The organism is Christensenella minuta (genome assembly GCF_003628755.1).
In the GTDB taxonomy this organism is placed as follows: domain Bacteria; phylum Bacillota; class Clostridia; order Christensenellales; family Christensenellaceae; genus Christensenella; species Christensenella minuta.
In genome coordinates this window covers 472,000-498,170 of sequence record NZ_CP029256.1, presented here as the reverse complement: position 1 = coordinate 498,170, position 26,171 = coordinate 472,000, and the positions used below count along the sequence as shown (strand labels likewise).

The following is a 26,171-nucleotide window of genomic DNA, read 5'->3' as shown; positions in this document are numbered from 1 at the left end:
GTCCTTTCGATTTTCTACTTATAAATCGGCGAAGCGTCCATTAAACAGGATTTCGTTCCCTCCTGTTTATTAAATTCGAGATCGGGTTATACAAGATCGAAACTGGTACGAAAGGATTATTAATGAAGGTTCTGCATATTTTCAGGAGCAGGCTGTTCCTGTTCTTTACAATCATCGGGATCCAACTATGGTTCGTTATTTCCGCGGCATATATGCTCGGCGGCACATTTCCCATCCTAAACGGGCTTCTTCGCGCGGCCAGCCTTTTCTTGGTGCTGTGGATCGTCAATAAAAAGCAGGATCCTTCTTACAAAATTGCCTGGATCATCCCGATCCTTGTTTTTCCCTTGTTCGGAATCCTGATATACTTTTTCTTTAGCCAGCGCAAGCTCCGGCGAAAGGAGCGCAGGCGGGGACAAAGCATATACCGTAATACCGCAGCCTGCCTTTCTGATGATGACGGAGTTTGCAGGCTGATCGCAGGAGAAGAACAGGATGGGGAACGCCTGCTTTCTTATATTCGTAAAGCGGGCAATTACCCTGCATTTTCCAATACGCAGACCGAGTTTTTCGGTATGGGAGAATCGTTTCTTGCCAGTCTCCTGCACGAGCTGAAAAAAGCCGGACAATATATTTTTCTCGAATTTTTTACGATCAATGAAGGCCGTGCGTGGGAGGCCATACTGGACATATTAAAACAAAAAGCGCACAACGGGATCGAGGTGCGTATTTTATATGATGACATGGGATGTATCGACCACCTTCCGCATAATTATTGCAGGGAGCTTGAATCTTATGGTATCCGCTGCGAGGTCTTTAACCGTTTCGTTCCGGTAGTGGATTCCATGTTCAACAACCGCGACCATCGCAAGATCGCGGTGATCGACGGCCGAACGGCCTTTGTATGCGGTACGAACCTTGCAGACGAGTATTTTAATCTAAAAGAACGGTTTGGCGTTTGGAAGGATGCCTGCCTAATGATGAAGGGCGATGCCGCCTGGGGATTCCTGATTGTTTTCCTGCAAATGTGGGATTTTGCCGCACATGAAAAAACAGATGTCTCCCTGCTGCGCCCCCTCCAAACCGATGCCATACCTGCGGACGGCTATGTACAGCCTTATGCCAGCAACCCGTTTGACGATTTGCCTTTGGCGGAAAACATATACCTTGGTATGATAGCCGGTGCAAAAAAATACCTCTATGTCAACACCCCTTACCTGGTGCTCAATTCATCCCTTCGCAACGCGCTTTGCGCCGCCGCGGGAAGTGGAGTCGACGTACGCATCACCGTTCCGCATATCCCGGATAAAAAAATTGTTTTTTTACTGACCCGCGCAAATTACCGCGCGCTATTGGAATGCGGAGTGAAAATATACGAATTCACTCCCGGGTTCATTCATGCCAAAACCTATGTATGCGACGACAAATTTGCCGTGGTTGGTACGATCAATACCGATTACCGCAGTTTATTCCTTCACTTTGAATGTGCCGCCCTTCTTTACCGTAATTCTTCGATTCCGGTGATCCGTGATGATTTTCTTTCAACACTGAAAACCTGTCGTGAGATTTCTCTCGATGAAATGCAGAAGGAAAAATGGTATATTAAATTTCTGCAGACGGTCCTAAATATGTTCGCCCCGCTTTTGTAAAACAAAAAAGAGGACCGGAGCAAAAGCTTCGGTCCCCGGTGACGGCTTATAATTCATTCAGTGCATCCTGGCAAATCGGGGTGATCCCGTTTTTGGTCAGAACCTCAATCGCCTTTTCGTTGTTCTCCACCCGGAAGATCATATAGGCGGTATCCTTTTGCCTCGTAATAAACGCATAGGTATATTCAAGGTTTACGCCGTTATCTCCGAGAATGGTAAGCAGCTTGGTCAAACCGCCCGGCTCATCCGGAATCGCAACCGCGAGCACCGGCGTGATCGAGCAGACATATCCAGCATCTTTCAGCACGCACGCCGTTTTATAGGTATCGTCCACAATCACGCGAAGTATCCCGAAGTCCTTCGTATCGGCAACCGACATTGCCCGCATATCGATGTGGTTCTCGTTCAGCACTTTCACAAATTCAGCCAGCTGGTTCGGTTTGTTTTCCAGGAAAACGGAAATTTGTTTGACTGTCATGGCATGGTCCTCCCTTTCTAATAGAGATTGCGTTTATCAATCACGCGCACCGCTTTTCCTTCGCTGCGCGCAATTGATTTCGGCGCGACAAGCTGTACCTTTGCATAAATACCGAGCATCGCCTTGAGGGCCCCAATGAGCTCTTCCTCCCGCCTGGCGATCTGCCCAAGCGAATCAGAGAACATCTCCGGCGTCATTTCCACCTGTACCTCAAGCTTGTCGCTGTTGTGCTCCCTGCTGACCGTAATCTGGTAGTTGGCCGGATAACCCTTGTTGAGGAGCACCGTCTCGATCTGCGATGGGAATACATTTACTCCCTTCACAATCAGCATATCGTCGCTCCGGCCCATGGGCTTGGTCATCTTCACATGCGTCCTGCCGCAGGAGCACTTTTCATGGCTTAAAACACAGATGTCGCGCGTGCGGTACCTGAGCAAGGGGAAAGCCTGCTTAGTGATGCTGGTAAAAACCAGTTCACCCTTCTCGCCGTCCGGAAGCACTTCTCCCGTTTTGGGATCGATGATTTCCGCGATAAAATGGTCTTCATTGATATGCATCCCCGTCTGCGCACTGCATTCAAAGGATACGCCCGGTCCGGAAATTTCCGTCAGGCCATAGATGTCATAGGCCTTGATGCCAAGCTTGTCCTGGATGTCCCGGCGCATTTCCTCGCTCCACGCCTCCGCGCCGAAAATACCGGCCTTGAGCTTGATCTTGTCTTGCAGGCCGCGCTCGCATATCGTTTCCGCAAGGTAGGCCGCATAGGAAGGCGTACAGCATAAAATCGTGGACCCAAGATCGATCATGAACTGTATCTGGCGGTCCGTGTTCCCCGAAGACATCGGCAGTGTGAGCGAACCGACCTTATGCGATCCGCCGTTCAGGCCGGGGCCGCCGGTAAACAGACCGTAGCCATAGCTGACATGCACCACATCGTCTTTTGTTCCGCCCGCGGCCATGATCGCCCGGGCGCAGCAGTCGTCCCACAGGTCAAGGTCGTGCTGCGTATAAAACGCCACGACGCGCCGTCCCGTCGTCCCGCTGGTGGACTGGATGCGCACCGCGTCCGAAAGCGGAACGGCCAACAGCCCGTAGGGATATGCGTCCCGAAGGTCGTCCTTGGTGAGGAACGGCAGCTTATGCAGGTCGTCCACAGACTTGATATCCGAGGGCGTCACGCCCTTTTCCTCCATCATGCTTCTGTAATAAGGCACATTGTCGTATACGTGCTTTACCGTACGTACCAAGCGTTCGTCCTGCCATGCGCGGATCTGTTCGCGCGAAGCACATTCGATCTCCGGTTGATAATAATGCTCCATTCCTTTTTGTCAATCCTTTCTTGTTATCTTGCTCTTCTGTTCTCTTATCTATGATACCATTTCAAGGTTTTTCCGCAAAGATATTTTTTCTCTCCGGAGCGCATATTCTTACCGCGCCTTCCATGTCGCGGGGACAAGCAGCATCAGCATCGGGAATATTTCCAGCCTGCCGATCAGCATGTCCGCGGAAAGCACCAGTTTGCTGAAGCCCGAAAACGCGGCATAATTCCCCATCGGTCCCACAAGGTCGAGTCCCGGGCCGATGTTGTTCATGCACGACACAACAGAGGTGACCGTCGTCTCCAGCGAAAAATTGTTGATCGAAATCAGCAGTACGGAAATCAGCGCTATGAGGATATATGCCGTGAGGTAGCTGTGCACACCCCGCACCGTATCTTCCTCTACGGTGCGGTCGTTCATCTTAATCAGCGCGACCGACCGCGGGCGCAGAAGTTTGCGGACGTCGCGCACAAAGGATTTCCCAAGAAGCACCACCCGTGCCGTTTTGATCCCTCCGCCCGTTGACCCCGCGCAGGCCCCGAGCACCATAAGAATCACCAAAATCGTTCGCGAGAGCTGCGGCCACATATTGAAGTCCACAGTCGCAAACCCGGTCGTCGTCATAATGGACGCGACCTGGAACGCCGCATGATGGAAGCTTTCCCCCACACTGGCAAACATAGGAAGCACATTGATTGTAATGAGGATGATCGAACCGAAAAGCAGGCCAAGATAGACCCACAGCTCCTCGTTGCGCAGTATTTTGTAGTATTCGCGCATAATGACCAGAAAGAAAATATTAAAGTTGATTCCAAACAGAACCATAAATACGGTGACGACCGACTGGAGATAGGGACTGAAGCTTGCCATACTATCGTTCAGCACAGAAAATCCCCCGGTGCCCGCTGTGCCGAACGCCGTCGTTACGCTTTCAAAGACCGGCATCCCACCCGCGAGCAAAAGCACGATTTGCAGCAGCGTCATGCCTACGTAGATCGCATAGAGTATCTTTGCCGAATTGTGCATCCGCGGCACAAGCTTATCCACCTGCGGTCCCGGACTTTCCGCGCGCAGTATATGCATCGTGTTCCCAGAATTTTTCGCCAGCGGCATGATCGCCAGCACAAAAACCAGCACGCCCATACCGCCCAGCCAGTGGGTGAAGCTGCGCCAGTACAAAAGGCTCATCGGCACCGCTTCCACATCCGTCAGGATACTTGCTCCCGTCGTCGTAAAACCGGAAACTGTTTCAAACAGGCTGTCGATAAAATTGGGAATCGCGCCGCTGACCCAAAAAGGCAACGCCCCGAAAACGGACACCACAAACCACGCAAGGGCAACGATAATAAAGCCCTCGCGGGCATAAAACACTTTTTTTCTTGGTTTTTTAAGAAGGGTCAGCAGGCTCGCGCCAAGCAGCGCCGCAATCGCCACAAGAAAACCGAAGGCTGCCATTTCTTCCCGCTGCACAAGGGCTATAACCAGCGGAGGAACCAAAAGCACCGCTTCCACACGCATAATGAGACACAGCACATATAGGACCATACGGCGGTTCATTCGCGCGCCTCCCGAAACCGGAAGCGTTCTTCCTGCTCCTCAAAAATATCGTTCAGATCATGGACGATCTTTTCCGCTGTCGTCACTACGATCACGGTATCGCCCGGGCGGATGGAATCCGATCCCTGCGGAATGATGATTTCGCCCTGCCGGCTGATGCACGCGATCAGGATATCCTTTTTGAGCCGCAACTGGCTTAAAGTCATGCCCAGATACCATGTGTTTTCATTTGCCTTGAATTCAAGGGCTTCCATACGTCCGCCCACGATCCTGTGGAGCGTAATGATGGAATCCTCCGTCGTATTATGCATCGCGCGGACATACCGTACGATCTCGTGGGAACACAGCTCCTTAGGGCTGACGACGCATTCGATACCGCGGTCGCGGAAGACCTCGTGGTATTCCGTGCGGTTGATTTTGGTAATCACCTTGGATACGCCCGCAAAATCGGCGTACATTGAAATGATAAGATTTTCTTCGTCGATATTGGTCAGCGTTACCACCGCGTCCGTACCGCCGATGCCCTCGGAATCGAGCACTCCCCGTTCCGAGCCGTCCGCCTCGATGACCGTCGCGCGGGGGAGCGCCTCCGCAAGAAGCAGGCATCGTTCGGGATCGATCTCGATTATTTTTACATCCACACCGGAAGCGATCAGGTCCTCGGCAAGGTAATACGCAATATTTCCTCCGCCGACGATCAGCACGTTCCTGATTTTGCGCCGTTCCAATCCAAGGTTGTGGATCAGCTTCGCAAGGTCTTTGGAAGATGCCGTCACATAAAGTTTATCATGCTTCCTCAGTTTGAAGTTTCCGTCCGGGATCAACACGTCGTCGCCGCGTTCCACAGCGCATACGAGCACCTTGACCCGCGCCGTCTTATAAAGCTCCGCAAGTTTCTTCCCGATCAGCTTGCTTTCTCCGCGCACTTCGATTTCAACGATTTCCACGCGTCCCTTGGCAAACGAATCGCGCTGTAGAAACGACGGGAACTGAAGCAGGCGAAAAATCTCACTCGCTGCGGCAAGCTCCGGGTTCACCATCATGCTCAGGCCCAGTTCGTCTTTCAGAAAATAGAGCTGATGCGCGTATTCCGGGTTGCGAACGCGGGCTATGGTGTGCGGACAGCCAAGTTTACGCGCAATAATGCAGCAAAGAAGATTGATTTCGTCTGCGGAAGTTGCGGCGATCAGAAGATCGCTGTGTTCCACATCCGCAAGTTCCTGCACCTTGAGCGTCGCGCCGTTGCCGTGCACGACCATAACGTCCAGTTCCTCCACCGCCTCCCGCAGAACAGCCTTGTTGCTGTCGATTACGACAATATCGTGACCTTCTTTTGCCAACTGCTCTGTCAGTGCGGAACCAACCTTTCCGTCCCCGACGATCGCAATCCTCATGATGTGGATCTCCATTCAAACTTTTATTGTTGTTTTGGAAGGATTGGTATCAAAATGTATTCATACCGCCAATCCGGCATATCTGATTCTATCATAAACCCTGACCCCGGGCAATAGCGATTTCAGCGCCCGCCCAAAAGGTCCGCCGCCTTTTGATATCCATTCCGGCGCCCAAAACATTCCTTTCGCCGGACCTGTCCGTCAGCCTTCTTCATCCAGCAGCTTAAGCGCCGCCTGAAGCTGGAGATCGGTCTCGGAGGCAAGCGGCTCCTCCGGGTCGCGCGCCGGATCCATGGCTACGGCAACATCCGGCTCAAGTCCGTGTCCGTGGATCGGATACCCGTTTTTCGTGAAATAGGCCGTCGTCGTAAGCCTGACAACGCTTCCGTCCCCCACCGGGAAGGTCTCCTGCACGATCCCTTTTCCAAAGGTCTTGGCACCGACCAGTTTGGCCCGCTCATAATCCCGCATCGCACTCGCGAAAACTTCCGATGCGCTCGCCGAATTTCCATCCACCAGCACCACGGAAGGCAGGTTTACCTCGTGGCCGTCCTTTCCCTCATAGACGCTTTTTTTCGCACCATTTTTATCCGCCGTATAGACAAGCAGTCCATCGGGCAGGAGATAATCCAGCATGTCGGCCGCGCTGTTGAGGCTTCCGCCCAAATTCCCGCGCAGGTCATACACAAAGCGGGTCGCGCCGCTTTGAACAAGGTCGTCTACCGCCTGTTTAAATTGCTCCGTAGTCTCTGCCCGAAAAGACGCAACCTGTATGTACCCCGTTTCCGCATCCAGCATCTGATGGGCCACTGTCTGGGAAATAATGGGTTCGCGGATAATCGTAAGATCGTATTCCTGCCCGTCGGAGGGCCGCCGCACTCTCAGGGCAAGTATACTCCCCTCCGGGCCGATCCCATAGTTTTCGATCAGGTCTCCAAGGTCCATTTGGGTGACGTCGTTTCCATCCATTTCAAGGAAGATATCTCCTTCCTGCACTCCGGCCTTGTCTGCCGGGCCGCCGGATTCCACGCTTACGACGGAGGTTTCAAGGGTATCCGGATCCTGCGCCACAGTTGCGCCCATTCCGCAGTAATTTCCATCCATTTTCCGTTTATAGGCCGCATATTCGTTTGCGTCCATATAATAAGAATACTGGTCCCCCAGACCGCTGAGCATACCCTGATAGATATAATATTCCCCGTTTTCCGCATCTTCATCGAAATAAAAATGTTCGTCAATCAATGCCTGGATCTTTTCTATTTTATCGAAAACAGGATACAGGTTGAGATTGGTACCGGTTTCTCCGCGGGCGCTTCCCGCCATTGTTATAACGAAGCCGACGATTACAAGCGCCGCAATTCCGCTGATAAAACCTTTCCAATATCCCTTCCGTTCCATAAGCGCCTCCTGCCGGGTGTTTTACCGTTGATTCTATTTTACTACCCGCGGCGGCGGATTTCCACGTATCTCTTTAGATTTTTATCCGCTCCAAGTTTTTACAATGCCAAAAGTTTCTGCACAACAAAAGCCTGTTCCGGTGAACAGGCTTTTGTAAGGATCAAAGGCCGGAATTTATTTTCCGTATGAACCGCGCACCCTTTTGCACGGCGGTACCGCAGCTTCGTTCTCCATCCGCAAGACCCGCGGTTCAGTTCCCGCTTTTATCGCAGCTGGCACAGTGCGAACAGGACTCGCAATCAGGGAACTGTCCCGCATCATATGCGATCCCATTTTTTTCGTAATAGTTCTGAATTGCCGCTTTGATGGCTTCTTCCGCCAGCACAGAACAGTGCATTTTATGTGCAGGCAGCCCGTCCAGTGCTTCGGCAACCGCCTTGTTGGTCAATTCCAGCGCTTCTGACAGCGGTTTCCCTTTAATCATCTCCGTCGCCATAGAAGACGAAGCGATTGCCGACCCACAGCCGAATGTCTCAAATTTCACATCCGAAATGGTATCGTGGTCTATTTTCAAATAAATCCGCATGATGTCGCCGCATTTTGCGTTGCCGACTTCGCCGACGCCGTCCGGATTCTCAATCACTCCTACATTGCGGGGATGCGTAAAATGATCCATTACTTTTTTACTGTATAACATAATCTTTCTTCCCTTCCTGTAAATCTCTCCATACGGGAGATAAGCTTCTCAAATATTCAACCACCTCCGGTATCTCGCGCAGGAGATACTTGATTTCTTCTTCAGTATTCGTTTCGCATAGGGACAGGCGCAGCGATCCATGCGCGATCTCATGGGGCCGCCCGATCGCCAGCAGCACATGGCTCGGATCGAGTGAGCCGGAGGTACAGGCCGAGCCCGAGGATGCCGATATCCCCTTCTCATCCAAAAGCAGCAGCAAGGACTCGCCTTCTATGCCCTCAAAGCAAATATTTACATTCCCCGGCAGCCGCCTGTCCCGGTCTCCGTTCAGGACGGAATGAGGGATCGCAAGCAGGCCGTCGATCAGCTGATCCCTCAGCCTCGATATTTTCCGGCTGTTTTCCTCCATACGGGCACTAATCTCATCAAACGCCGCCGCCATACCCATAATCGCCGGAACGTTTTCCGTTCCCGCCCGCTTTCCGCGTTCCTGCGCGCCGCCTTCGATCAGGCTGGTAAGCGGGATGCCCTTTTTGGCATAGAGCGCACCGATCCCCTTGGGACCATGAAATTTATGGGCAGACAGGGAAAGCATATCGATGTTCTCTTCCTGTACATTGATCGGCAAATGCCCTACCGCCTGCACGGCATCGGTATGGAAAATTACGCCGTGGGTACGGCATACCGCGCCGATCTGCCCGACGGGCTGAATCGTCCCGATTTCATTGTTGGCGTACATTACGGTCACAAGGCAGGTGTCCGGACGTATTGCCGCCTCTACCTGCCCGGGAGACACAATTCCGTTCTCATGCACATCGAGGTAGGTGACTTCAAAGCCCCGTTTTTCCAATTTTTTCAGCATATGCAGTACTGCGTGATGCTCGAATGCCGTGGAAATAATATGCTTACGCCCTTTTCGCTCCCCTATGGCCGCGGCAGATAAAAGCGCCTGATTATCCGACTCGCTGCCGCCCGAGGTAAATGTAATCTCCGCCGGCGTGCATCCCAGATTCCGCGCGATCGTTTCCCTTGCCTCGTCAAGCGCTTCCGCCGCCTGCTGGCCCAGGCGATACAGGCTCGACGGATTACCATATTCTTTTTCCATATATGGAAGCATCGCTTCAATGGATTTCCGGCTCATTTTCGTGGTGGCCGCATTATCCGCATATACTTTCATTTGCCTCACTCCTTCATGTAAATATTCTTTGCAATTTCAGCCCTGACCGCCTCATACCAAAAATTTCGGCGCGAGGTTCGGTCCACAGCAGCATCTTTTTATATCTATATAACATATATGTTTACTATGTTTTAAATGTACACCCGTTTTTCGTCTTTGTCAAGACAGAATAGGCCCGTCCCACAAAAAAATAAGACCGCATTGTGTCTCTTGCCGCATCTTCCGGCCCAGGCGCCACTAAATATAGTATTCATTTGCCGCTGCCGCCTGACTTTGGTTCCGGTCAAGAACGTCCTGAAGCGTAATTCCGTCCAAATAGTCCATAATAACCTTATTGAGCCCCTGCCAAATGTTCAGCGTCGGGCATTCGCCGCTGCGCTCACACAGGTTGGGTGTGTCGTCAAGACAGGCAACCGGGGTCAAGCTTCCCTCTGTTATGCGCAAAATCTCCCCTACCGTATATTGATCCGGGCTTTTGGCAAGGATATAGCCTCCCTGATAACCGCGGTTCGTCTTCAGCATCCTGGCATTATTTAGCAAAGGAACAATTTGCTCCAAATATTTTTTGGATACATTCTGCCGTTCCGCAATACTCTTTAAGGTAATAAACCCTTCCTGCTGATGTTGTGCCAAATCAAGCATCATCCTAAGCGCATAGCGTCCTTTCGTCGAGATTTTCATACTATCACCTCCACCTTACTAATTACTAATATAACATAGGTTATGTAAGTTTTCAACAATGCACGCCCGTTCCTTCATCCCGCCCCGCCGTTTTTGATTTCCAGGCGGCTTATTGATGCTTTTTTCGGTCTTGACACCGCGCCCCGATGGTTGTACAATAATTCCTATATAATTAATATGTTTTATAGGTTATTGCGTTTATAAAAAGAATAAGGAGAGCCATAATGGAGAAAACAGGTATACGCCAACGATGTTGCCGCTTATAGAAGGCAATCTGTAAACCAACCAAATTCTATCCTCAATTACAAAAGGAGCGATTTCTTATGAAAATATACGATAAAATTACGGATTTGATCGGCGGTACGCCGTTGCTCGGGTTGAACAATTATGTAAAAAAACACCGCCTGGAAGCAACTTTGCTCGGCAAACTGGAATATTTCAATCCTGCCGGCAGCGTGAAGGACCGAATCGCCAAAGCCATGCTCGACGATGCGGAGGCAAAGGGATTGCTGAAGCCCGGGACGGTTATCATCGAACCAACCAGCGGCAACACGGGGATCGGCCTTGCCTCAGTCGCGGCTGCAAGGGGCTATAAAATTATTCTTACAATGCCTGAAACAATGAGCGTCGAGCGCCGGAACCTGCTCAAGGCATATGGAGCTCAGCTCGTCCTGACGGAGGGCGCGCTCGGCATGAAGGGCGCAATTGCAAAAGCCAACGAACTGGCAAAGGAAACTCCCGGCAGCTTCATTCCCAGTCAATTTACAAATCCTGCCAATCCGTCCGTTCACCGCAATACCACCGGCCCGGAAATCTGGAACGATACTGATGGCAGGGTTGATATTTTTGTCGCTGGCGTGGGAACAGGCGGTACGGTCTCCGGGGTCGGCGAATATTTAAAATCCCGGAATCCCGATATAAAAGTGGTAGCTGTCGAACCGGCCGGATCCCCGGTGCTTTCCAAGGGTACGGCAGGTCCCCACATGATCCAGGGAATCGGTGCCGGGTTTATTCCCGAAACGCTGGATGCCGGGATATATGATGAAATCCTCACGGTCGCAAATGAAGAAGCCTTCGAGTCCGGGAGGGAGATCGCACGGGAAGAAGGCGTGCTGGTAGGAATTTCTTCCGGCGCGGCTGTGTTTGCGGCAGCGGAGCTTGCCAGGCGGCCGGAAAACAAAGGAAAGGTGATCGTCGTCCTCCTCCCCGATACCGGTGACCGTTACCTTTCTACCCCCATGTTTTCCGAATAAAAATTTACATATCCAAGTCCATACAGATGCGCTTTTGCAGCTGGAATCAAAAGGACCATCCTTTGGCGGGCGCCCCATAAAGAACCATCAAGGGCATTCAGACTAGACCCTCGGCAAACGGAATGCGACAACAAAAGAGGGCTGTCGGCGGAAAGCTGGCAGTCTCTCTTTTGCGCTGAGCGGGGACGGGCTTTGCCCTCTCCTCGATAAATTTCAATTTACAGCTTTTCAAACTGTGTACTGTCCCTGCCTTCTGTATTTGCCGCATTGGGCGGCAAATTTAGGGCAACGGTGTAAGCAGCCAGGATGCACTGCGCATTTTTCTCATATGCGCTGGGCATATAAGTCAAAATTAATATGCCATTCACCGTTGTCCTTTACGATAACATCCTGCCAATGAAAATTATTATCCTCGATTTTGGCAAAAACCCATTTTCTCTTTTCATCCTCAATATTCGTAAGGACTATTATATCGTCTCGTTTACTCGCTTCAAACCGCATAATTTTTCCTGTATAACAATAGGCAATATCCCATGCACACGTACCGGGATTATAGACGCGAAGCGTCGTTCCGTATTCATAACCGGGCAAGATAATAACATCCTGAATTGCCATTCCATCAAGAACCCATGAAAAATGCCATTCGCCTTTAATCGAATGAGAATTGCTATTATCAATATAGTCGATTTTCCAGCTGCCGATAAGCTTCCCGAAATAATTAAATTCTTCGGGCAGCTCCACATTTTTGCTTTCGCTTGTCAACGTTTCGAGAAAACTTTGCATACGTTAATTCCTCCGCTAATATAAACCTGCCGCAATTTCGATTTGCCGTTTTTTCTCCTCCATTCTATCATAATTCCAAGAATGCGGAAATGCCGGGACCGCCGCAGCATACAGAGAACAACCAAGGTGGAGGACGGTATGAAGCTGAAACCAATCGCTTCTCACCCCAGCTACTTGGCCCGCCGGTAAAAAACAGGCGCCGTCCACATGAACGGCGCCTGCCGGAATCTTCCGTTTGTTTTACTGTTTTTTACCAAACCGCTTTAAACGCCGCTTCCAGTGCCGCAACCAGATCATCGGCATTTTCCGTACCGATAGAGAGGCGGATCGTATTTGGTTTGATCCCCTGATCCAGTAATTCCTCCTCCGTCAGCTGGGAATGAGTCGTGCTGGCCGGATGGATCACCAGTGATTTTACATCGGCCACATTCGCAAGCAGGGAGAAAATTGCCAGATTATCAATGAATTTCCGGGCCGTTTCAGCAGTTCCTTTGATTTCAAAGGTAAAGATGGATCCCCCGCCATTGGGGAAATATTTTTGATATAGCTTGTAGCTCGGTTCGCTGGCCAAAGACGGATGATGAACCGCCTCCACCTGCGGATGCCCGTTGAGGTAATCGACGATGCGGAGCGCGTTTTCCACATGCCGCTCCACCCGCAGGGAGAGCGTCTCCAGCCCCTGCAGGAATAAAAACGCATGGAAAGGGGAAAGCGTGGCGCCAGTGTCGCGCAGCAGTATCGCGCGGATATAGGTCACAAAAGCCGCCGGTCCCGCCGCATCCGCAAAAGAAACGCCATGATAGCTGGGATTCGGCTCCGATATCCACGGGTATTTCGCGGAACTTTTCCAGTCAAAGCGTCCTCCGTCCACGACAACGCCGCCGACAGCCGTTCCGTGTCCTCCAATAAACTTGGTCGCGGAATGTATGACAATATCCGCCCCATATTCAAGCGGCCTTACGAGATACGGCGTCGCAAACGTGGAATCCACCACCAGCGGGATATTATGCTTGTGCGCGATTTCAGCGACCTCTTCAATATCAATGATATTGGAATTTGGATTGCCCAATGTTTCGATAAAAATCGCTTTTGTGTTTTCCCTGATTGCTTCTTCAAACGCTCCCTCCCGTTCCGGATCGACAAAGGTCGTAGCGATCCCGGCCGACAGCGGGAGCGTATGCTCCAGCAGGTTATATGTACCTCCATAGATCGTTTTGGACGCCACAATGTGCTCGCCCGAGCGTGCCAGGGCATTGAGCGCGTAAGTGATCGCCGCTGCGCCCGAAGCGAGCCCAAGCGCCGCTGCGCCGCCCTCAAGGGATGCGATTCTCCGTTCAAAAATATCCTGCGTCGGATTGGTCAGCCTTCCGTAGATATTACCGGGATCCCGCAGCCCGAAGCGGTCGGCCGCATGCTGGGAATCATGGAATACATAGGAAGCTGTCGCGTAAATCGGGACAGCTCTTGCCCCCGTTGCGGGATCTGCTTCTTCTTGGCCGATATGCAGTTGCCGGGTTTCAAAACTCCAGTTCTTTGAATCTTTAATGTTTGTCATCTTGTATCCCTCCTGATGTTATCGTTTCTATACGCCGTTTTCAGTGTGCCCGTTTGGAACCCACGATACATTGGCACATTCGCTCAAGGCTTAACAGGCGGGGATAGCATGCGCAGCAGCAGCCGGTTCCCCATAAAGCATTTCTCACTGTCTTTACCTCCTATCCTCGGTTCCAGTTTACGCCGCCGTGCCTAAGCTGTCCAATACAGGAAAGGTATACATAGATATAGATTATGCCTATATGCTTTATGGGTTATCTTATTTGATATTGATCCAGATAATTTTTCGTTTCTTCAATATACAATTTCCCAATTTCGCTGAGTAAGCTGTTTTTCTTCACGACATACCCGATCTCCATTGCGCTGTTTGGATTCAGCTCGTCTGCCTCAAATGGAACGGTAACAAAATCCGTTCCATTCAATTCCTCGCAAATGATTCCCGAGCACAAGGTATAGCCGTTGAGACCTATCATCAGGTTCAGCATCGTCGCACGGTCATTGGCCTTGATCGTCCGCGCATATTCGTTCGTACTGAGTATTTCCTCCGCAAAGTAAAATGAACCGTTGTCACCCTGCTCAAACGACAGGCACGGGTATTCCTCTAGCTGCGAAAAGCGGATCGCCCGGCATTTTGCCAATGGATGTTCGCGCCAGAGATAGACGTAGGCCTGGCAATCGATCAGCCGATGGAACTCCAGATGATTGGCCCTCAGCAGCTTTGCAATGGCCTTACGGTTGAAATCGCTCAGGTACAGTATCCCGATTTCGCTTTTGAGAGTATTGACGTCGTCTATGATTTCAAGCGTCTTCGTCTCCCGGATCGCAAATTCATATTTTGACGTGTCGAACTTTTTCACCGTCTCAACGAACGCCTTTACAGCAAAGGAATAATGTTGGGCGGAAACTCCGAATTTTTTTTTCAGGGTCCCGGGCTTTCCATATTTTTCAAGGATCGATTCATATTGCTGGTACAATTGGCGCGCATAGAGCAAAAACTCCATCCCGTCATTCGTTAGGCTTACGCCCTTTCCGCTGCGGTGAAAAATCGTGATCCCAACCTCTTTTTCCAGTTCCTTGATGGAACTCGAGAGTGAAGGCTGGGATATATAGAGAACCTCCGCGGCCTTATTCAAAGAACCCGTTTCCGTAATCGTAATCAAATAATGCAGTTGCTGCAACGTCATATAAATCCCCCTTAATGGTTCCGGCGCCAATAAAATAAGCCAAAAAGCTTCGGGCCGCATCACGGGTCCGGCGGACCGCCTGCGGCACTCATATCCTATTTTGTACATATATATAGTAGGAATTATAATGGAGCAACGCCACCTTGTCAATAGAGGCCCCTGCCGGCCGGTATCATCGGGAATGCACCCACGGCCGTACCCGGCTAGTGCACATATGCCGTTTGCCATATCTGCACAAAGCGAAAACACATGCCCCGTGCCTTTTCGTCACTTTTTACGCAGATGCTTTTTCAATATTTTCAGCAGTTCCCGGATGTCGATCGGCTTGGCGATATGTGCGTCCATTCCGCTTTCCAGGCAGCGCCGGATATCCTCTGTAAAGGCGTCCGCAGTCATAGCTATGATCGGGATACCGCAGTCTGTACGGCCCGATTCCCGAATTTGTTTCGCCGCTTCGTATCCATCCATCACCGGCATCCTGACATCCATTAGTACCGCGTCATAATATCCCGGGGGCGACGCTTCATACCGCTCCACGCATTCGTTCCCATTTTTCGTCCACTCAATGACAAAGCCGTGTGCCGACAGCAGGGTGTTGACGATCTCCCAGTTGATCTCGTTGTCTTCCGCCAGAAGAATCCGCCTGCCGGTATAATCGTCGGCTTCTTCCCTGTCTTGTTCATATTCCGCACGGTAATATTCGCTGAACGGAGCCAGGCCGTAAAACAACGTTGATTTAAACAGGGGCTTGGAGATAAAGCCATTGATCCCCGCAGCGCGCGCTTCCTCCTCAATCTCGCTCCAATCGTATGCGGAGATAAGCAGGATGGGTATCTCTTTGCCCACACATTTCCGTATCTCCTTTGCGGTTTCTATTCCGTCCATACCCGGCATTTTCCAGTCAAGCAGGACGATTTGGTAATCACGCCTTTCCCGGTGACGACGGATCGTCATCTCAACCGCGGTTTTCCCGTCGAAGGCACAGTCTGCATCCACTCCGATTTCACCGAGGGCTGCAACGGCGGTCCGGCAAAGCAGTTCGTCATCGTCAACCACGAGCAGTTCCCAGTCGGGAAGGAACATATCCTTTTCCTGATCCGCACCCCGTTCAAGATCAAGGATAATATGGAATTCCGTTCCGCGGTCCACTTCGCTCCTAAGCTCGATACTGCCTCCCATTTCATCGATAATATATTTTGTGATTGCCATCCCGAGGCCCGTACCCTCTGTTTTACGGACGCGGCTCGTATCTTCGCGCGTGAAGGAATTGAATATGCTCTTTTGAAATTCCGGCGACATGCCGATGCCCGTATCCATGACCCGAATATCATTCCTTACATAGCAAGCGCCCTTTGGTGAATTCTCCTGCGCCAGCCTCACCTCAATTGTTCCACCCTCTGGAGTAAATTTGACCGCGTTGGACAGCAGGTTCAAAAATATCTGGTTGAGCCGCACCCCGTCACAATAGACATGCTCAGTCTGGATTGTTCCAATAAATATATCGAAATTCTGTTTCTTCGCTTTTATCTGTGGCTGCACGATGTTCGTGATGCTGTCCATGGTTTCCCGGAGCGAAAGCAGGTCCATATTGAGGGACAGCTTCCCGCTTTCTATTTTAGACATATCCAAAACGTCATTAATCAACCCCAGCAGGTGCTTGCTTGAAAGGGTGATTTTTTTCAGGCAGTCCTGAAGCTTGGCCGGATTGTCGAGGTTTGCCGCAGCAATTGCCGTCATTCCCATGATCGCATTCATCGGCGTCCTGATATCATGGCTCATGCTCGACAGAAACGCACTTTTCGCACGGCTGGCGCTTTCCGCTTCTTTTTTGGCAATTTCCAACAGCCTCATCTGCTGCCGGGACATACGGAAATATCTGATGTATGCAAGGAGCATTGCCAGTACAATGACCATGCACCCGCCGATAGCTACATAAATCCGCTGGTAAAGCAGGCGTGTCGTAGGCCCCTGCAGCAAACCATACGGCAGAACCGACACCAGATACCAGTCTGAATCTTTAAGCGGAATAAAGTGGGTATTGCGGATTTCTCCATTAATTTCAATAACCATCGAGTATTCTGCGCCCGCCGCCATAGCCTCGGAAATCTTCCCCACCACCTCCTCCGGGCTTTGCCCGTCAAAATTTCCGTAATCCACGATTCTATCAAAATAGGAGCTTTCTGCGGCATCCGCATTGCGGATTACATACGTTCCATCATGACGGATAATGTGCGAATAGACCTGCGTCGCGCCTATTTCAAGGGACAGCGTTTCATTGACTGTTTCCATCGGCACTCCGGCAATAAGAAGCGTGCTTATTTCCCCGTTTCCCATTGGATATGCGGCAGGCATTCCAATGAGCAGCAATGTCTCGCCGTCTTTATTCTTCGCGTCCGTTATTTTCGCTTCCCCGCTTTTCAATGCGGCGGTAAACGCTTCTTCGCCGTCGACCACGATTTCCCCGCCAAGTACGTCTTCATAGGACCCGTTCCCGGAATACAATCCGAGATAATTGAATCCAAATACCGCCGCACTGGCAGCCAGCTCCTCTGCCGCTGTATCCGCACCGTCGGCTTCTTCCTGCGGATTGCTCCCTGTCACACCGCGCAGTTTCGACTGGTACAGTTCCATAACGGTCGCAAAGTGCATGGAAATCTGCTTTCCCATTTCCGACATGTAGATTTCGCCGACATCGCTGATCGTCCTGTCGTTTTCGTCGATCATATACGCTGTGATCCACACGAACACGCCGATACACAGAACCAAAATGCAGATAAGGCTGATCCATAAAAATTTCCTTACATTTTTTGCCATATTTCCCGTCTTTCTTCCCGTTTGGAACGGCAACCCAAAAGCTCCCGACTCAGGATAAATATTTTGCCATCACTTCGCCCATTTTCCGCAGATCGATCGGTTTGGCAATATGTTCGTTCATGCCCGCATTTCTCGCGTGGTCGATATCTTCCGCGAATGCATTGGCCGTCATTGCCACGATCGGCATTTTCCGCGTATCTTTCCGGTCCATATTCCGTATGGCGACCGTCGCCTCATAACCGTTCAGGAAGGGCATCTGGATATCCATAAAAACCATGTCATAATATCCTTCCGGCGAATCCTCCACCATCCGCACCGCTTCCCTGCCGTTCTTGGCCCATTCGACCCGTATCCCCGTCATTTTCAGAAGTTCCTCTACAATTTCCGCATTGAGTTCGTTGTCTTCCACCAGCAGGGCGCGTTTGCACGAAAAATCCAATTGTTCTATCATCTCTGTTTTGACTTCGGGCGCCTGCCCGCCGATATGCAATATCTCCTTGAAACAATGGATGAAACGGCTTTTAAATAATGGTTTGGAGATGAAATGATCGACTCCGGCCGCTCGTGCTTCCGTTTCGATTTCCGACCAGTCGAAAGCGGAAATAATAATAATTGGAATATCCGGCCCGATATTTTCCCGGATTGCTTTGGCCGTCATAACTCCGTCCATCCCCGGCATTTTCCAGTCAAGAATTACTGCAAAATAGTCCTCTTGGCTTTTATGCTTGTCAATCGCGCGGCCGACTGCTTCCCTTCCGGAAAGGCACCAGTCCCCTTGCATCCCGATGTCGTTGAGCATAATGCATGCGCTTTCGGCGGTAACCCGATCGTCGTCCACAACCAGCACGGGAAGTCCGGCCAGTTCTTCTACATTATCATAGTGCTCTTCCTGCAGTTTCAGGTGTATGGTCACCGTGAACTTTGACCCCTTTTTCGGTTCAGACTCCACCTTGATGTCTCCGTCCATCATTCGGATCAGGTTGCGGGTAATCGTCATCCCCAGCCCTGTCCCGTTTTCCTTTAATACCTCGTGGTCCTCTGCCCGGGTAAACGGCTCAAAGATAACATCCTGAAACGCCTTTGTCATACCAATTCCGTTATCCTCAAATACAAATTCATATTCCCCGTACTCCGGGTTCTTCAACGGCCGTTCATGAATCCGAACGTCTATTCTCCCTCCATCCGGCGTGTATTTCGTCGCATTCCCGATCAGGTTCACAAAGGCCTGCTGGATACGCAGGCTGTCCCCCACCACCCACTCGTGCTTCAACTCTTCAACCGTCACCCGCAGGGTATGGCCGTGCTCATTGATCTGCGGCAGCACCATGGAAACCATGTTGTCGATGAGGTCCGCAAGATTGAATCCCTCTTCCTGCAATTCCATTTTTCCAGACTCGATCTTGCTCATGTCCAGCACTTCATTGATGAGGGACAGTAAATGCTTGGATGCGGCAGTGATTTTCCCGAGGCATTCTTGTACTCTCTCCGGGTTGCCGATCTGCGTCCTTGCAATAGCCGTCATCCCAATGATCGCATTCATCGGCGTCCTGATGTCGTGGCTCATGCGGGAAAGGAATTCAGTCTTTGCCGCATTCGCCGCTTCCGCACAATTATATGCTTCCTGCATCGCCTGCTGCTGCATCAGTTTTTCCGTTTTGACCTTATCAATGTCAAACTGGTACATAATGGCCTTCGTCGGAATGCCTTCCTTATATTCCACCGCCTGATAGCTGGTCCTCCACCAATTACGGTTTTTACACATAGTCATATATTCCACTTCAACCCTGCGTTCCTTAGACAACGCTTTCCGCAGGTACGTAAGGCTTGTGAAGCCGATATAGGCTTCACGGTATTCCGGCGCTGCCAGCGCTTCGCACAGCCAGTCCATCATCTCGCTGTAACAGCCGTCGTCCGGAAATTCGGGCATCAGCTCTGACCCGCCGTAAGAAAGTGTCGTAAACATATCGTTTTCCAGATCCACCTCAAAGATGCCGATATATTCGTCTTTCAGGCTTTGCAGGACATGCTCCAGCTTTTTATGCGATATTTCCCGTTGCTTAATATCTGTAATATCCGCGATTGTCCCGACAATCCGCTGGAACCCGCCTTTCTCCTTCATCATGGAATTGGTGATTGCATACCACCGCTTTTCCCCTGTTTTTGCACTGTAAAGCTGCACCTGCACGGGCTTTAAGGTATTGCTTTTGAGCAAATCCTCCATAATTATAATATCCCCTTTGGGGCATAGCTCTCCCCTGCTCAATTTTTCATGGAAATGCGCAAAGGTATATTTCACCTCTTTTCCGCCGCTTTCCGAAAGCGAGGGAAAAATAGACAGCAAATCCTTTTCCTCTTCATACTCATAGGTGTACCGGTCCGAGGAAAGCACAATTTGCTGGTAACGCTCCTGCGCCATATCCTTGATATACCGCTCCGTAATATCCCGGTATACGCCTACGGCCATGCCGGTGGGTTCTCCGTCTTCCCCAAGTATGGCGCGGAACTTAAGATCATAAATCACCTCTATCCCATCCGCCGGGATCAGTTTAACGATCCCGCCCGATTCCTTTCCGCCCCGGATCATTTCTTCGTGGATACGGATATAATCCTGTTCCGATTCCCTGGCGACAATTCCCCTTTTGACCATTTCATAAGGCACGCCCGTCTGCACCTGTTCCACGTTAAACGCCTGTGCCGTCCTCTCATCGACCTGAATCTTCTGCTCTTTCGTATCGTACGTAAACACCAGGCTTCCGCTTTCCTCCGCGGCAATCTGGAATGCCTTCATGCTGTTATATAATTTCTCGTTGCTCTCCTTAAGCGCCAGATTCGCTTCTTCCAAATCCCGTATTTTCTGTTCCATCGCTCCATTCCCCGTATGCCGATATAAAATATGAAACCGTTTCTCTCCAAGCTCTATTTATTCCGATCTCGCGACTTCTGCCGCAAAACACTCACCGTCTATTTTTTTCAATACATTTTTAAATTTCCGTTCCATATTATTCTATATATTCTAAATATATATTTATATTTCGGATTTGACAAGTCATATATGCGTTGTCTTTTTTATTAGGTGTAAACCAAGGAAAGTTCCGCCATATATTCGCTCTCCGCCGGCGGCGGCGTCCGGGACGACCTCCTCATTTCATTTCACCGCGCGGCTTTGATCCGGTTAAACGCCTTGCAGCAGCCCTGCGCACCGCATGAAAAAAGACCGCAATACGCGGTCTTTTGGGGATTCCTTACAAATGTCTATCCTTACTCAGGGAGCTGATGCAATAATATATTCCGTTTTCCGGTCAGCCTAAATTACCGTACGTCATTTTCTAACCCTTACCGCGCGGCCGCCAGCACCGATTCTCCCTTGCCGCGTTTCGCGCCCTCCGGCAGCTCCTTTCCCATGTCAAACAATTTTTTAAGCGTCATCCTGCGCATCGTGAAAACCATCGCGTTCTCGATCCCATCAAAAAACTCCCGGATGGTCTGCTCCGCCCCGTCTTCCGGCCCGTCCGCCTTTGGCTCGTACAGCACAAAATCCCCCTCCATCGCTATGAATACCTCATACACAGAGACTTTTTCCGCCGGACTCGCCATCCGGTAGCCGCCGTAGCATCCCTGCTCCGAACGCACGACCTTGCTTTCTTTCAGCTTCCCCAGCACCTTTGCGGTATACAGGCTCGAAAGCCCCAACTGCCCGGACAGCTCCCCCGCCTTGACCGTGCGGTTCCCTTTCCCGTAAAGGTATTGCAGGATCCTCAGCGCATACCTGGTGCTTGCCTGTATCCTCATCATCATCTTACTCCTCTTAACCTGCCAGCCTGCCAAACGCATAGAAATGCGCCTGCCAGTAGTCCGTCTCCATGCTGCCATACCCAATCGGCTTGCCGGCGTGCAGCATATATCCGTTGCCCACATAAATGGCGACGTGCGTCACCGTGTTCGGCGTGTCATACGTCCCCTGGAAGAACACCAGGTCTCCCGGCCGCGCGTCCTCGCGTTCTATCCGCCCGCTCATATTGTATAAGCCCTGCGCGTCCGTCCGTTCCGTCTCATACACCCCCGACTGGTTCAGAGTCCAGCACACATACCCCGAGCAGTCGAACGACGTTTCCGGCGTCGATCCGCCCCACACATATGGATAACCGATGTATTTCTTCGCTTCCGTAAGCAGCTTTAAGTAGCGTTCGTCGTTGTATACTGCGCCCGGATAGCCGTTCTCCCCGCCGTCCGTGAGCAGCGGGTCGAGGTTGTCCGCGCTTTGGATGGTCGGCGCGGTCAGCGACAGGGCCGATGCTGGAATGTATGCCATGGCGCCGCCGTCTGCCGCCACCGCGTTCCACTTCCCGTTTACATTGACCGCGTACACATCGAGCGTTTCCCCCATCTGTACCTCTCCCGCTTCGGGCGCATCCTGCTCCGGCAGGCTCCTGAGCGTAACGTCGCACAGCGCCCGCCCCTGCCGGATTTCGCGCGGCAGCGACTCCGCAGCTTTCGGCAGTACCAGCGGAAGCCCGCCCTGTCCCGCTGTAGCTTCCGTTCCCGGAAGCCGCACAGGCAGGTCGAACGCATACGCCGCCCCGCACGACAGTATCCCCAGCACCAATATTCCTATGACGCATAGCTTTGCCTTGCTCACCATCTCATATCCTCGTAAGCGCCGTTCCTTCGCTTTTTGCCAGCATCCGTATCCTTGCCGTGAATATCTGCGCGACCACCGGGTCGAATTGCGTACCCGCCTTGCGTCCTATCTCCGCGACCGCTTCCGTTGCACTGCGCTCCTTTTTGTATGGCCGCAGGCTTATGATCGCGTCGAACGCGTCCGCCACAGCGCAAATCCGCGCGATGGCCGGCGTCGCTTCTCCTTTTCTGCCGTATGGATACCCGCCGCCATCCCAACGCTCATGGTGCAGGCACGAAATATCCAGCGCCGCCTTCCGTTCCTCTTCGCCGACGCCGACCGGCCAGTGCCCTTCGCGGTATAGCTCCTTGGCATACAGCACATGCCGGTTCATGGCCTGCCGCTCCCCCGCCGTCAGCGCGCCCGGCTTCTCCAATATTTTGAGCGGAACCAGCAGCTTGCCTATGTCATGCCACAGCGCCAGCGTGTGGATTTTATGCCGAAGGCCCCTGCGCAGGCTCTCGTCCTTTGGATAGACGCCTGCCTCGAGCGCCCATCCATACAATATTTCCGTGTAGCCCGCTACCCGCCTGCTATGGCCGCGCACATCCTCCGGCAGCTGCGCGAACAGCGTCAGCATCACACATTCAGGGTCAGCGCCAGCAATACGTCGTCGTGCCGCGCCGCCTGCCGCAATATCTCCTCGCCCAGCACTGTGTCCGCCTCGATCCGGAAGCTGCCGTCCTCGCTTGTCACGGTCTCCTTCACCGTTTTTCCCATCAGGTATTGGAACGATTCGCTTTGGAACGCTTCCCCCTGTGGCTCCGCTTCCTGTGTCACCTTGAGGATATTCGTTCCTTCCGGGTCCACGAACACCATTTTCCCCGCCATCGTCACGATCTTGCTTCCCTCGAACTCCGTCTGGTTGTCCAGATACAGCGTCCCGATCTCTCCCGTCTTTTCCTCAAAGCTGAAATCCTCCACCTTGCCCACCATGTCGCCCGTGGACGCAAGCACCGTCGTGCCCAGCATGAAAAAGCCCCGTTCGATCACTTCTAGAACCTCTGTCGACTCGTACATCTTCTTTGCGTTCTCCACCGTCTGCGTCATGATGTAGTCCGCCCCAATGCCCATCACATCCGAAATACGCAGGGCGTTGAAACCATACCCGTTGTTTGTTTTGAGCACCAAATATTCCACCTTCCTAGTCTGCGGGTCGATCATAAAGTCCTGCGCGCTCCCGTTCTCCATTCCTTCCCTAATCCCCAATACCTTCAGTCCCAATACTTCGCTTGCCCGTTTCATCCTTCATTCCTCCTGCTTGTTTTCTTTAATATGATAATCATGGATTTCAGCTTCTCGCGTTCCTCCACTGAATAGTCGTAATCCTTGTAAAAAATCTTGACCGCCAGTACCAGCGCCGCGTCAAACTCCTTTGCCAGCGTCAGGCATTCCACCGCCTGCATATCCGCCCTCTTGCGGATCGTCTGGTCCGCCGCGTGCCGCGCGCACTCGCGAAACTGCTTTGCCGCAAAGATGTAATCCTTGCGCGCCTTGAGGTCAAACCCACGGATCAGCTCCGCCTCCGCGTCGTAGATTTTTATCATGGTTCTTGGAAAAGAAGGTATATTCTCCAACGATTCCTCCTGTTGCCGGGAGATATATGCTTCCGGCTTCACCGCTTCGCCTAGCCCGCTCCCATATTCCCATGGTCCGCCGCCCAAAACACCCGCTGACAATGCTGTGCGGTTTCGCCATGCTTCCTGCGTGCCGCTTCCTTCATTCCATTCTGGTTTTTCCGGGTCTTCTTCCATACTTGGCGGCTCCGGCTCCGCCCGCCCGGACATCTCCGGCAGCGGCTTCCCGCTGCGTCCCAGCCTGCCCTCATATCCCGCGGTACTGCCTTTCTTCCCGGCCTTCCTATGCTTTGCAAGGAGCAAGGCTGTAAGAAGCACGATTACCAGCACGGCTGCGCCAAAGGCCAACAAAAGTGGGTTTTGCAATAGCCGCCCTATGCTTCCTTCCTGCCCGGGCTCCTTTGTTTCCAGCGGGAGGGTTTTCTGCGTTGCTTCCGGTGCCGCCGGGGGCGTTGGCGTTGGTTCAGGTGTTGGTTCCGGGGTCGGTTCTGCCGTCGCCGCCGGGACTGCATCCTCCCCCAGCCGCAGCGTTCCAAGCTGCGTTTCCGCAGCAGCCAGCGATTGCCCGTCTTCGTCCTTCCGGTAGATGACCGTCACGGTGTAAATTGCGCCGCCCTCCGTGAGCACGCTGACCTTCACTGCGTAATCCGGGTTTTTCAGGCTGTCCCCCGCGAGGACTGCCGCCTGCTTCCCCGCAACCGTTTCTTCCGCGTCCTCCCCGAACATATATTCTTCCGCAAGGACTTCCCGCAGCTCCGCCGCTTTTTCCCGCGCCGGACCTGCACCTTCTTCTCCGCCAGCTGTTTCCCCTTCGGCTTCCCCCTTAGTAATTTTTTCCTTTGTTACCTTCAGTGAATACGACAGCATCCCCCCGTCCGTATATGCTCCCGTGAGCGCCATCGGGTTTTCTTCCTGCGCTGCCATCAGCATCTCACCCGTCATGTTCGTCCCGTTCGGCGTGTAGTAATATATGTTGCTCCCGTCCGGTATCTCCAGCAATATTCCATCTCCCTGGTACGAAAACGCATGGGCGGTTACCGGGAACAAAAGGAACGCCAATATGGCAGCCAGCGCGCATATTCTTTTATTCCACCTGTTACTTGTTCTTTCCATCCGCGCCCCTTATGACCACGCCCTGTATCTCGTGGAACGTGTCCCTTGAGATTTCCTCGCTGTATATGACTTCCCCGTCCTTCAGGTAATTGCGCCTGACCTCCGCTACATATCCCTTCCGGCCCTTGGTTTTTACCACTGTTTTTCCCACCGCAAGCTCGTCCGTATAGATCACCTGCGGCTTTGGCTCCTGGTATTCCTCCACGATTTCGCTTTTAATTTCGATCTCGTATTCACTGGGCTGCCCATAGATTGCCACGTCCACAATATGCTCCTCGAACCGGGCGGAGAAATATACCGGCCACTGCGTCGTATTCTTTATCTTCAAATCCTTGTTGTCCCAGTTGAGCGTCGCGTCCAGCCCTACCGGCAGGTAATCCGACGGCCATGAATGGTGCACGCGCTCCACGATCTCCATGTTTGCAAGCAAGGCGGCGTTATACAGCGTACCCGTAAGCTGGCAGATACCCCCGCCCAGTTCGTCCGTCAGGTCCTTCCCGTCCGTTATGGCGGGCGCCGGCAAAAAACCCTTTTCCGCCGTCCGTTCCCCCACCAGTTCGTTAAGCGACAGCGTTTCCCCCGGCGCAAGCGCCAGCCCGTTGACCGCGCTGCACATCAGGGAAATATTGTTGTCCCGGTTTGCATGAGATGTGGTGAAAATGTGGTGGAGACATTATTTTAAAAAGCAAAAATAGCGCTGAAAGCAATAAAAAACCCGCTCGATTTGAACGGGTTTTTTCAATTAGAATCCGGCAGCTACCAATCCTCCCACACCGTCACCAGTGCAGTACTTTAGGCGTATAAGGGCTTAACTTCTGTGTTCGGAATGGGAACAGGTGGATCCCCTTAGCTATCGCCACCGGAA

At 52.0% G+C, this 26,171-nt stretch carries 21 protein-coding genes and 1 rRNA gene; 2 read left to right on the top strand and 20 right to left on the bottom strand.

What is annotated here, in order from left to right; translation table 11 throughout:
* The first annotated feature begins 122 nt into the window (after nt 1–122).
* Nucleotides 123–1,649, top strand: coding sequence for a cardiolipin synthase (cls, locus tag B1H56_RS02380; RefSeq protein WP_066521551.1), 1,527 nt, complete (start codon nt 123–125; stop codon nt 1,647–1,649).
* Between the two features lie 46 nt (nt 1,650–1,695).
* Here cls and B1H56_RS02375 read toward each other — a convergent pair whose 3' ends face one another.
* From B1H56_RS02375 to B1H56_RS02340, 8 genes are all read right to left on the bottom strand, one after another.
* Nucleotides 1,696–2,127, bottom strand: coding sequence for an ACT domain-containing protein (locus tag B1H56_RS02375; RefSeq protein WP_066521564.1), 432 nt, complete (start codon nt 2,125–2,127; stop codon nt 1,696–1,698).
* Between the two features lie 17 nt (nt 2,128–2,144).
* Nucleotides 2,145–3,446: a phenylacetate--CoA ligase family protein gene (locus tag B1H56_RS02370; RefSeq protein ID WP_066521567.1), complete on the bottom strand. Its 1,302-nt coding sequence runs from the start codon at nt 3,444–3,446 to the stop codon at nt 2,145–2,147.
* A gap of 108 nt (nt 3,447–3,554) precedes the next feature.
* Nucleotides 3,555–5,003, bottom strand: a complete 1,449-nt coding sequence (locus B1H56_RS02365; RefSeq protein WP_066521570.1) for a TrkH family potassium uptake protein — start codon at nt 5,001–5,003, stop codon at nt 3,555–3,557.
* Nucleotides 5,000–6,397 (bottom strand): Trk system potassium transporter TrkA, encoded by a 1,398-nt coding sequence (gene trkA / locus B1H56_RS02360; protein ID WP_066521573.1) that lies wholly within the window; start codon nt 6,395–6,397, stop codon nt 5,000–5,002. Before trkA ends, B1H56_RS02365 begins: the two co-directional genes overlap by 4 nt.
* A gap of 201 nt (nt 6,398–6,598) precedes the next feature.
* Nucleotides 6,599–7,795: a S41 family peptidase gene (locus tag B1H56_RS02355; protein ID WP_066521575.1), complete on the bottom strand. Its 1,197-nt coding sequence runs from the start codon at nt 7,793–7,795 to the stop codon at nt 6,599–6,601.
* A gap of 250 nt (nt 7,796–8,045) precedes the next feature.
* Nucleotides 8,046–8,492, bottom strand: a complete 447-nt coding sequence (nifU, locus tag B1H56_RS02350) for a Fe-S cluster assembly scaffold protein NifU (protein ID WP_066521577.1) — start codon at nt 8,490–8,492, stop codon at nt 8,046–8,048.
* On the bottom strand, nt 8,479–9,669 hold the full coding sequence (gene nifS / locus B1H56_RS02345) for a cysteine desulfurase NifS (protein WP_066521580.1): 1,191 nt from the start codon (nt 9,667–9,669) through the stop codon (nt 8,479–8,481). The genes nifU and nifS overlap by 14 nt, the downstream gene beginning before the upstream one ends.
* 237 nt (nt 9,670–9,906) lie before the next feature.
* On the bottom strand, nt 9,907–10,350 hold the full coding sequence (locus B1H56_RS02340) for an RrF2 family transcriptional regulator (RefSeq protein ID WP_066521582.1): 444 nt from the start codon (nt 10,348–10,350) through the stop codon (nt 9,907–9,909).
* Between the two features lie 323 nt (nt 10,351–10,673).
* On the opposite strand from B1H56_RS02340, the gene cysK reads away from it, so the two are divergent.
* A complete protein-coding gene (gene cysK / locus B1H56_RS02335) occupies nt 10,674–11,603 on the top strand; it encodes a cysteine synthase A (protein ID WP_066521584.1) in 930 nt (309 codons plus the stop codon).
* 324 nt (nt 11,604–11,927) lie between these two features.
* Here cysK and B1H56_RS02330 read toward each other — a convergent pair whose 3' ends face one another.
* The 12 genes from B1H56_RS02330 to rrf all read right to left on the bottom strand — a co-directional run bounded on the left by B1H56_RS02330 (nt 11,928) and on the right by rrf (nt 26,170).
* Nucleotides 11,928–12,386 (bottom strand): hypothetical protein, encoded by a 459-nt coding sequence (locus B1H56_RS02330; protein WP_066521586.1) that lies wholly within the window; start codon nt 12,384–12,386, stop codon nt 11,928–11,930.
* A gap of 250 nt (nt 12,387–12,636) precedes the next feature.
* Entirely contained in the window at nt 12,637–13,941 is a 1,305-nt protein-coding gene (locus B1H56_RS02325; protein WP_066521588.1) for an O-acetylhomoserine aminocarboxypropyltransferase/cysteine synthase family protein, read from the bottom strand.
* Nucleotides 13,942–14,194: 253 nt separating this feature from the next.
* Nucleotides 14,195–15,124 (bottom strand): LysR family transcriptional regulator, encoded by a 930-nt coding sequence (locus B1H56_RS02320; protein WP_066521590.1) that lies wholly within the window; start codon nt 15,122–15,124, stop codon nt 14,195–14,197.
* A gap of 267 nt (nt 15,125–15,391) precedes the next feature.
* Nucleotides 15,392–17,938 carry a hybrid sensor histidine kinase/response regulator gene (locus B1H56_RS02315; protein WP_066521640.1) on the bottom strand — a complete coding sequence of 849 codons (2,547 nt, stop codon included), beginning with the start codon at nt 17,936–17,938 and terminating at the stop codon, nt 15,392–15,394.
* Nucleotides 17,939–17,987: 49 nt separating this feature from the next.
* Nucleotides 17,988–20,801: a PAS domain-containing hybrid sensor histidine kinase/response regulator gene (locus B1H56_RS02310; protein WP_066521591.1), complete on the bottom strand. Its 2,814-nt coding sequence runs from the start codon at nt 20,799–20,801 to the stop codon at nt 17,988–17,990.
* 470 nt (nt 20,802–21,271) lie between these two features.
* Nucleotides 21,272–21,733 carry an RrF2 family transcriptional regulator gene (locus B1H56_RS02305; protein ID WP_066521593.1) on the bottom strand — a complete coding sequence of 154 codons (462 nt, stop codon included), beginning with the start codon at nt 21,731–21,733 and terminating at the stop codon, nt 21,272–21,274.
* Between the two features lie 10 nt (nt 21,734–21,743).
* Nucleotides 21,744–22,577, bottom strand: coding sequence for a C40 family peptidase (locus B1H56_RS15055; RefSeq protein WP_066521594.1), 834 nt, complete (start codon nt 22,575–22,577; stop codon nt 21,744–21,746).
* Nucleotide 22,578: 1 nt separating this feature from the next.
* Entirely contained in the window at nt 22,579–23,196 is a 618-nt protein-coding gene (locus B1H56_RS02295) for an HD-GYP domain-containing protein (RefSeq protein ID WP_066521597.1), read from the bottom strand.
* Nucleotides 23,196–23,861 (bottom strand): PRC-barrel domain-containing protein, encoded by a 666-nt coding sequence (locus tag B1H56_RS02290; RefSeq protein WP_066521599.1) that lies wholly within the window; start codon nt 23,859–23,861, stop codon nt 23,196–23,198. The genes B1H56_RS02295 and B1H56_RS02290 overlap by 1 nt, the downstream gene beginning before the upstream one ends.
* Nucleotides 23,858–25,306 (bottom strand): hypothetical protein, encoded by a 1,449-nt coding sequence (locus B1H56_RS02285; RefSeq protein WP_066521603.1) that lies wholly within the window; start codon nt 25,304–25,306, stop codon nt 23,858–23,860. Before B1H56_RS02285 ends, B1H56_RS02290 begins: the two co-directional genes overlap by 4 nt.
* The gene (locus B1H56_RS02280; protein WP_278287614.1) at nt 25,290–25,967 is read right to left on the bottom strand and encodes a VanW family protein; all 678 of its coding nucleotides are present in this window, start codon (nt 25,965–25,967) and stop codon (nt 25,290–25,292) included. Before B1H56_RS02280 ends, B1H56_RS02285 begins: the two co-directional genes overlap by 17 nt.
* A gap of 86 nt (nt 25,968–26,053) precedes the next feature.
* A 5S ribosomal RNA gene (gene rrf, locus B1H56_RS02275) occupies nt 26,054–26,170 on the bottom strand.
* Nucleotide 26,171: the final 1 nt, after the last annotated feature.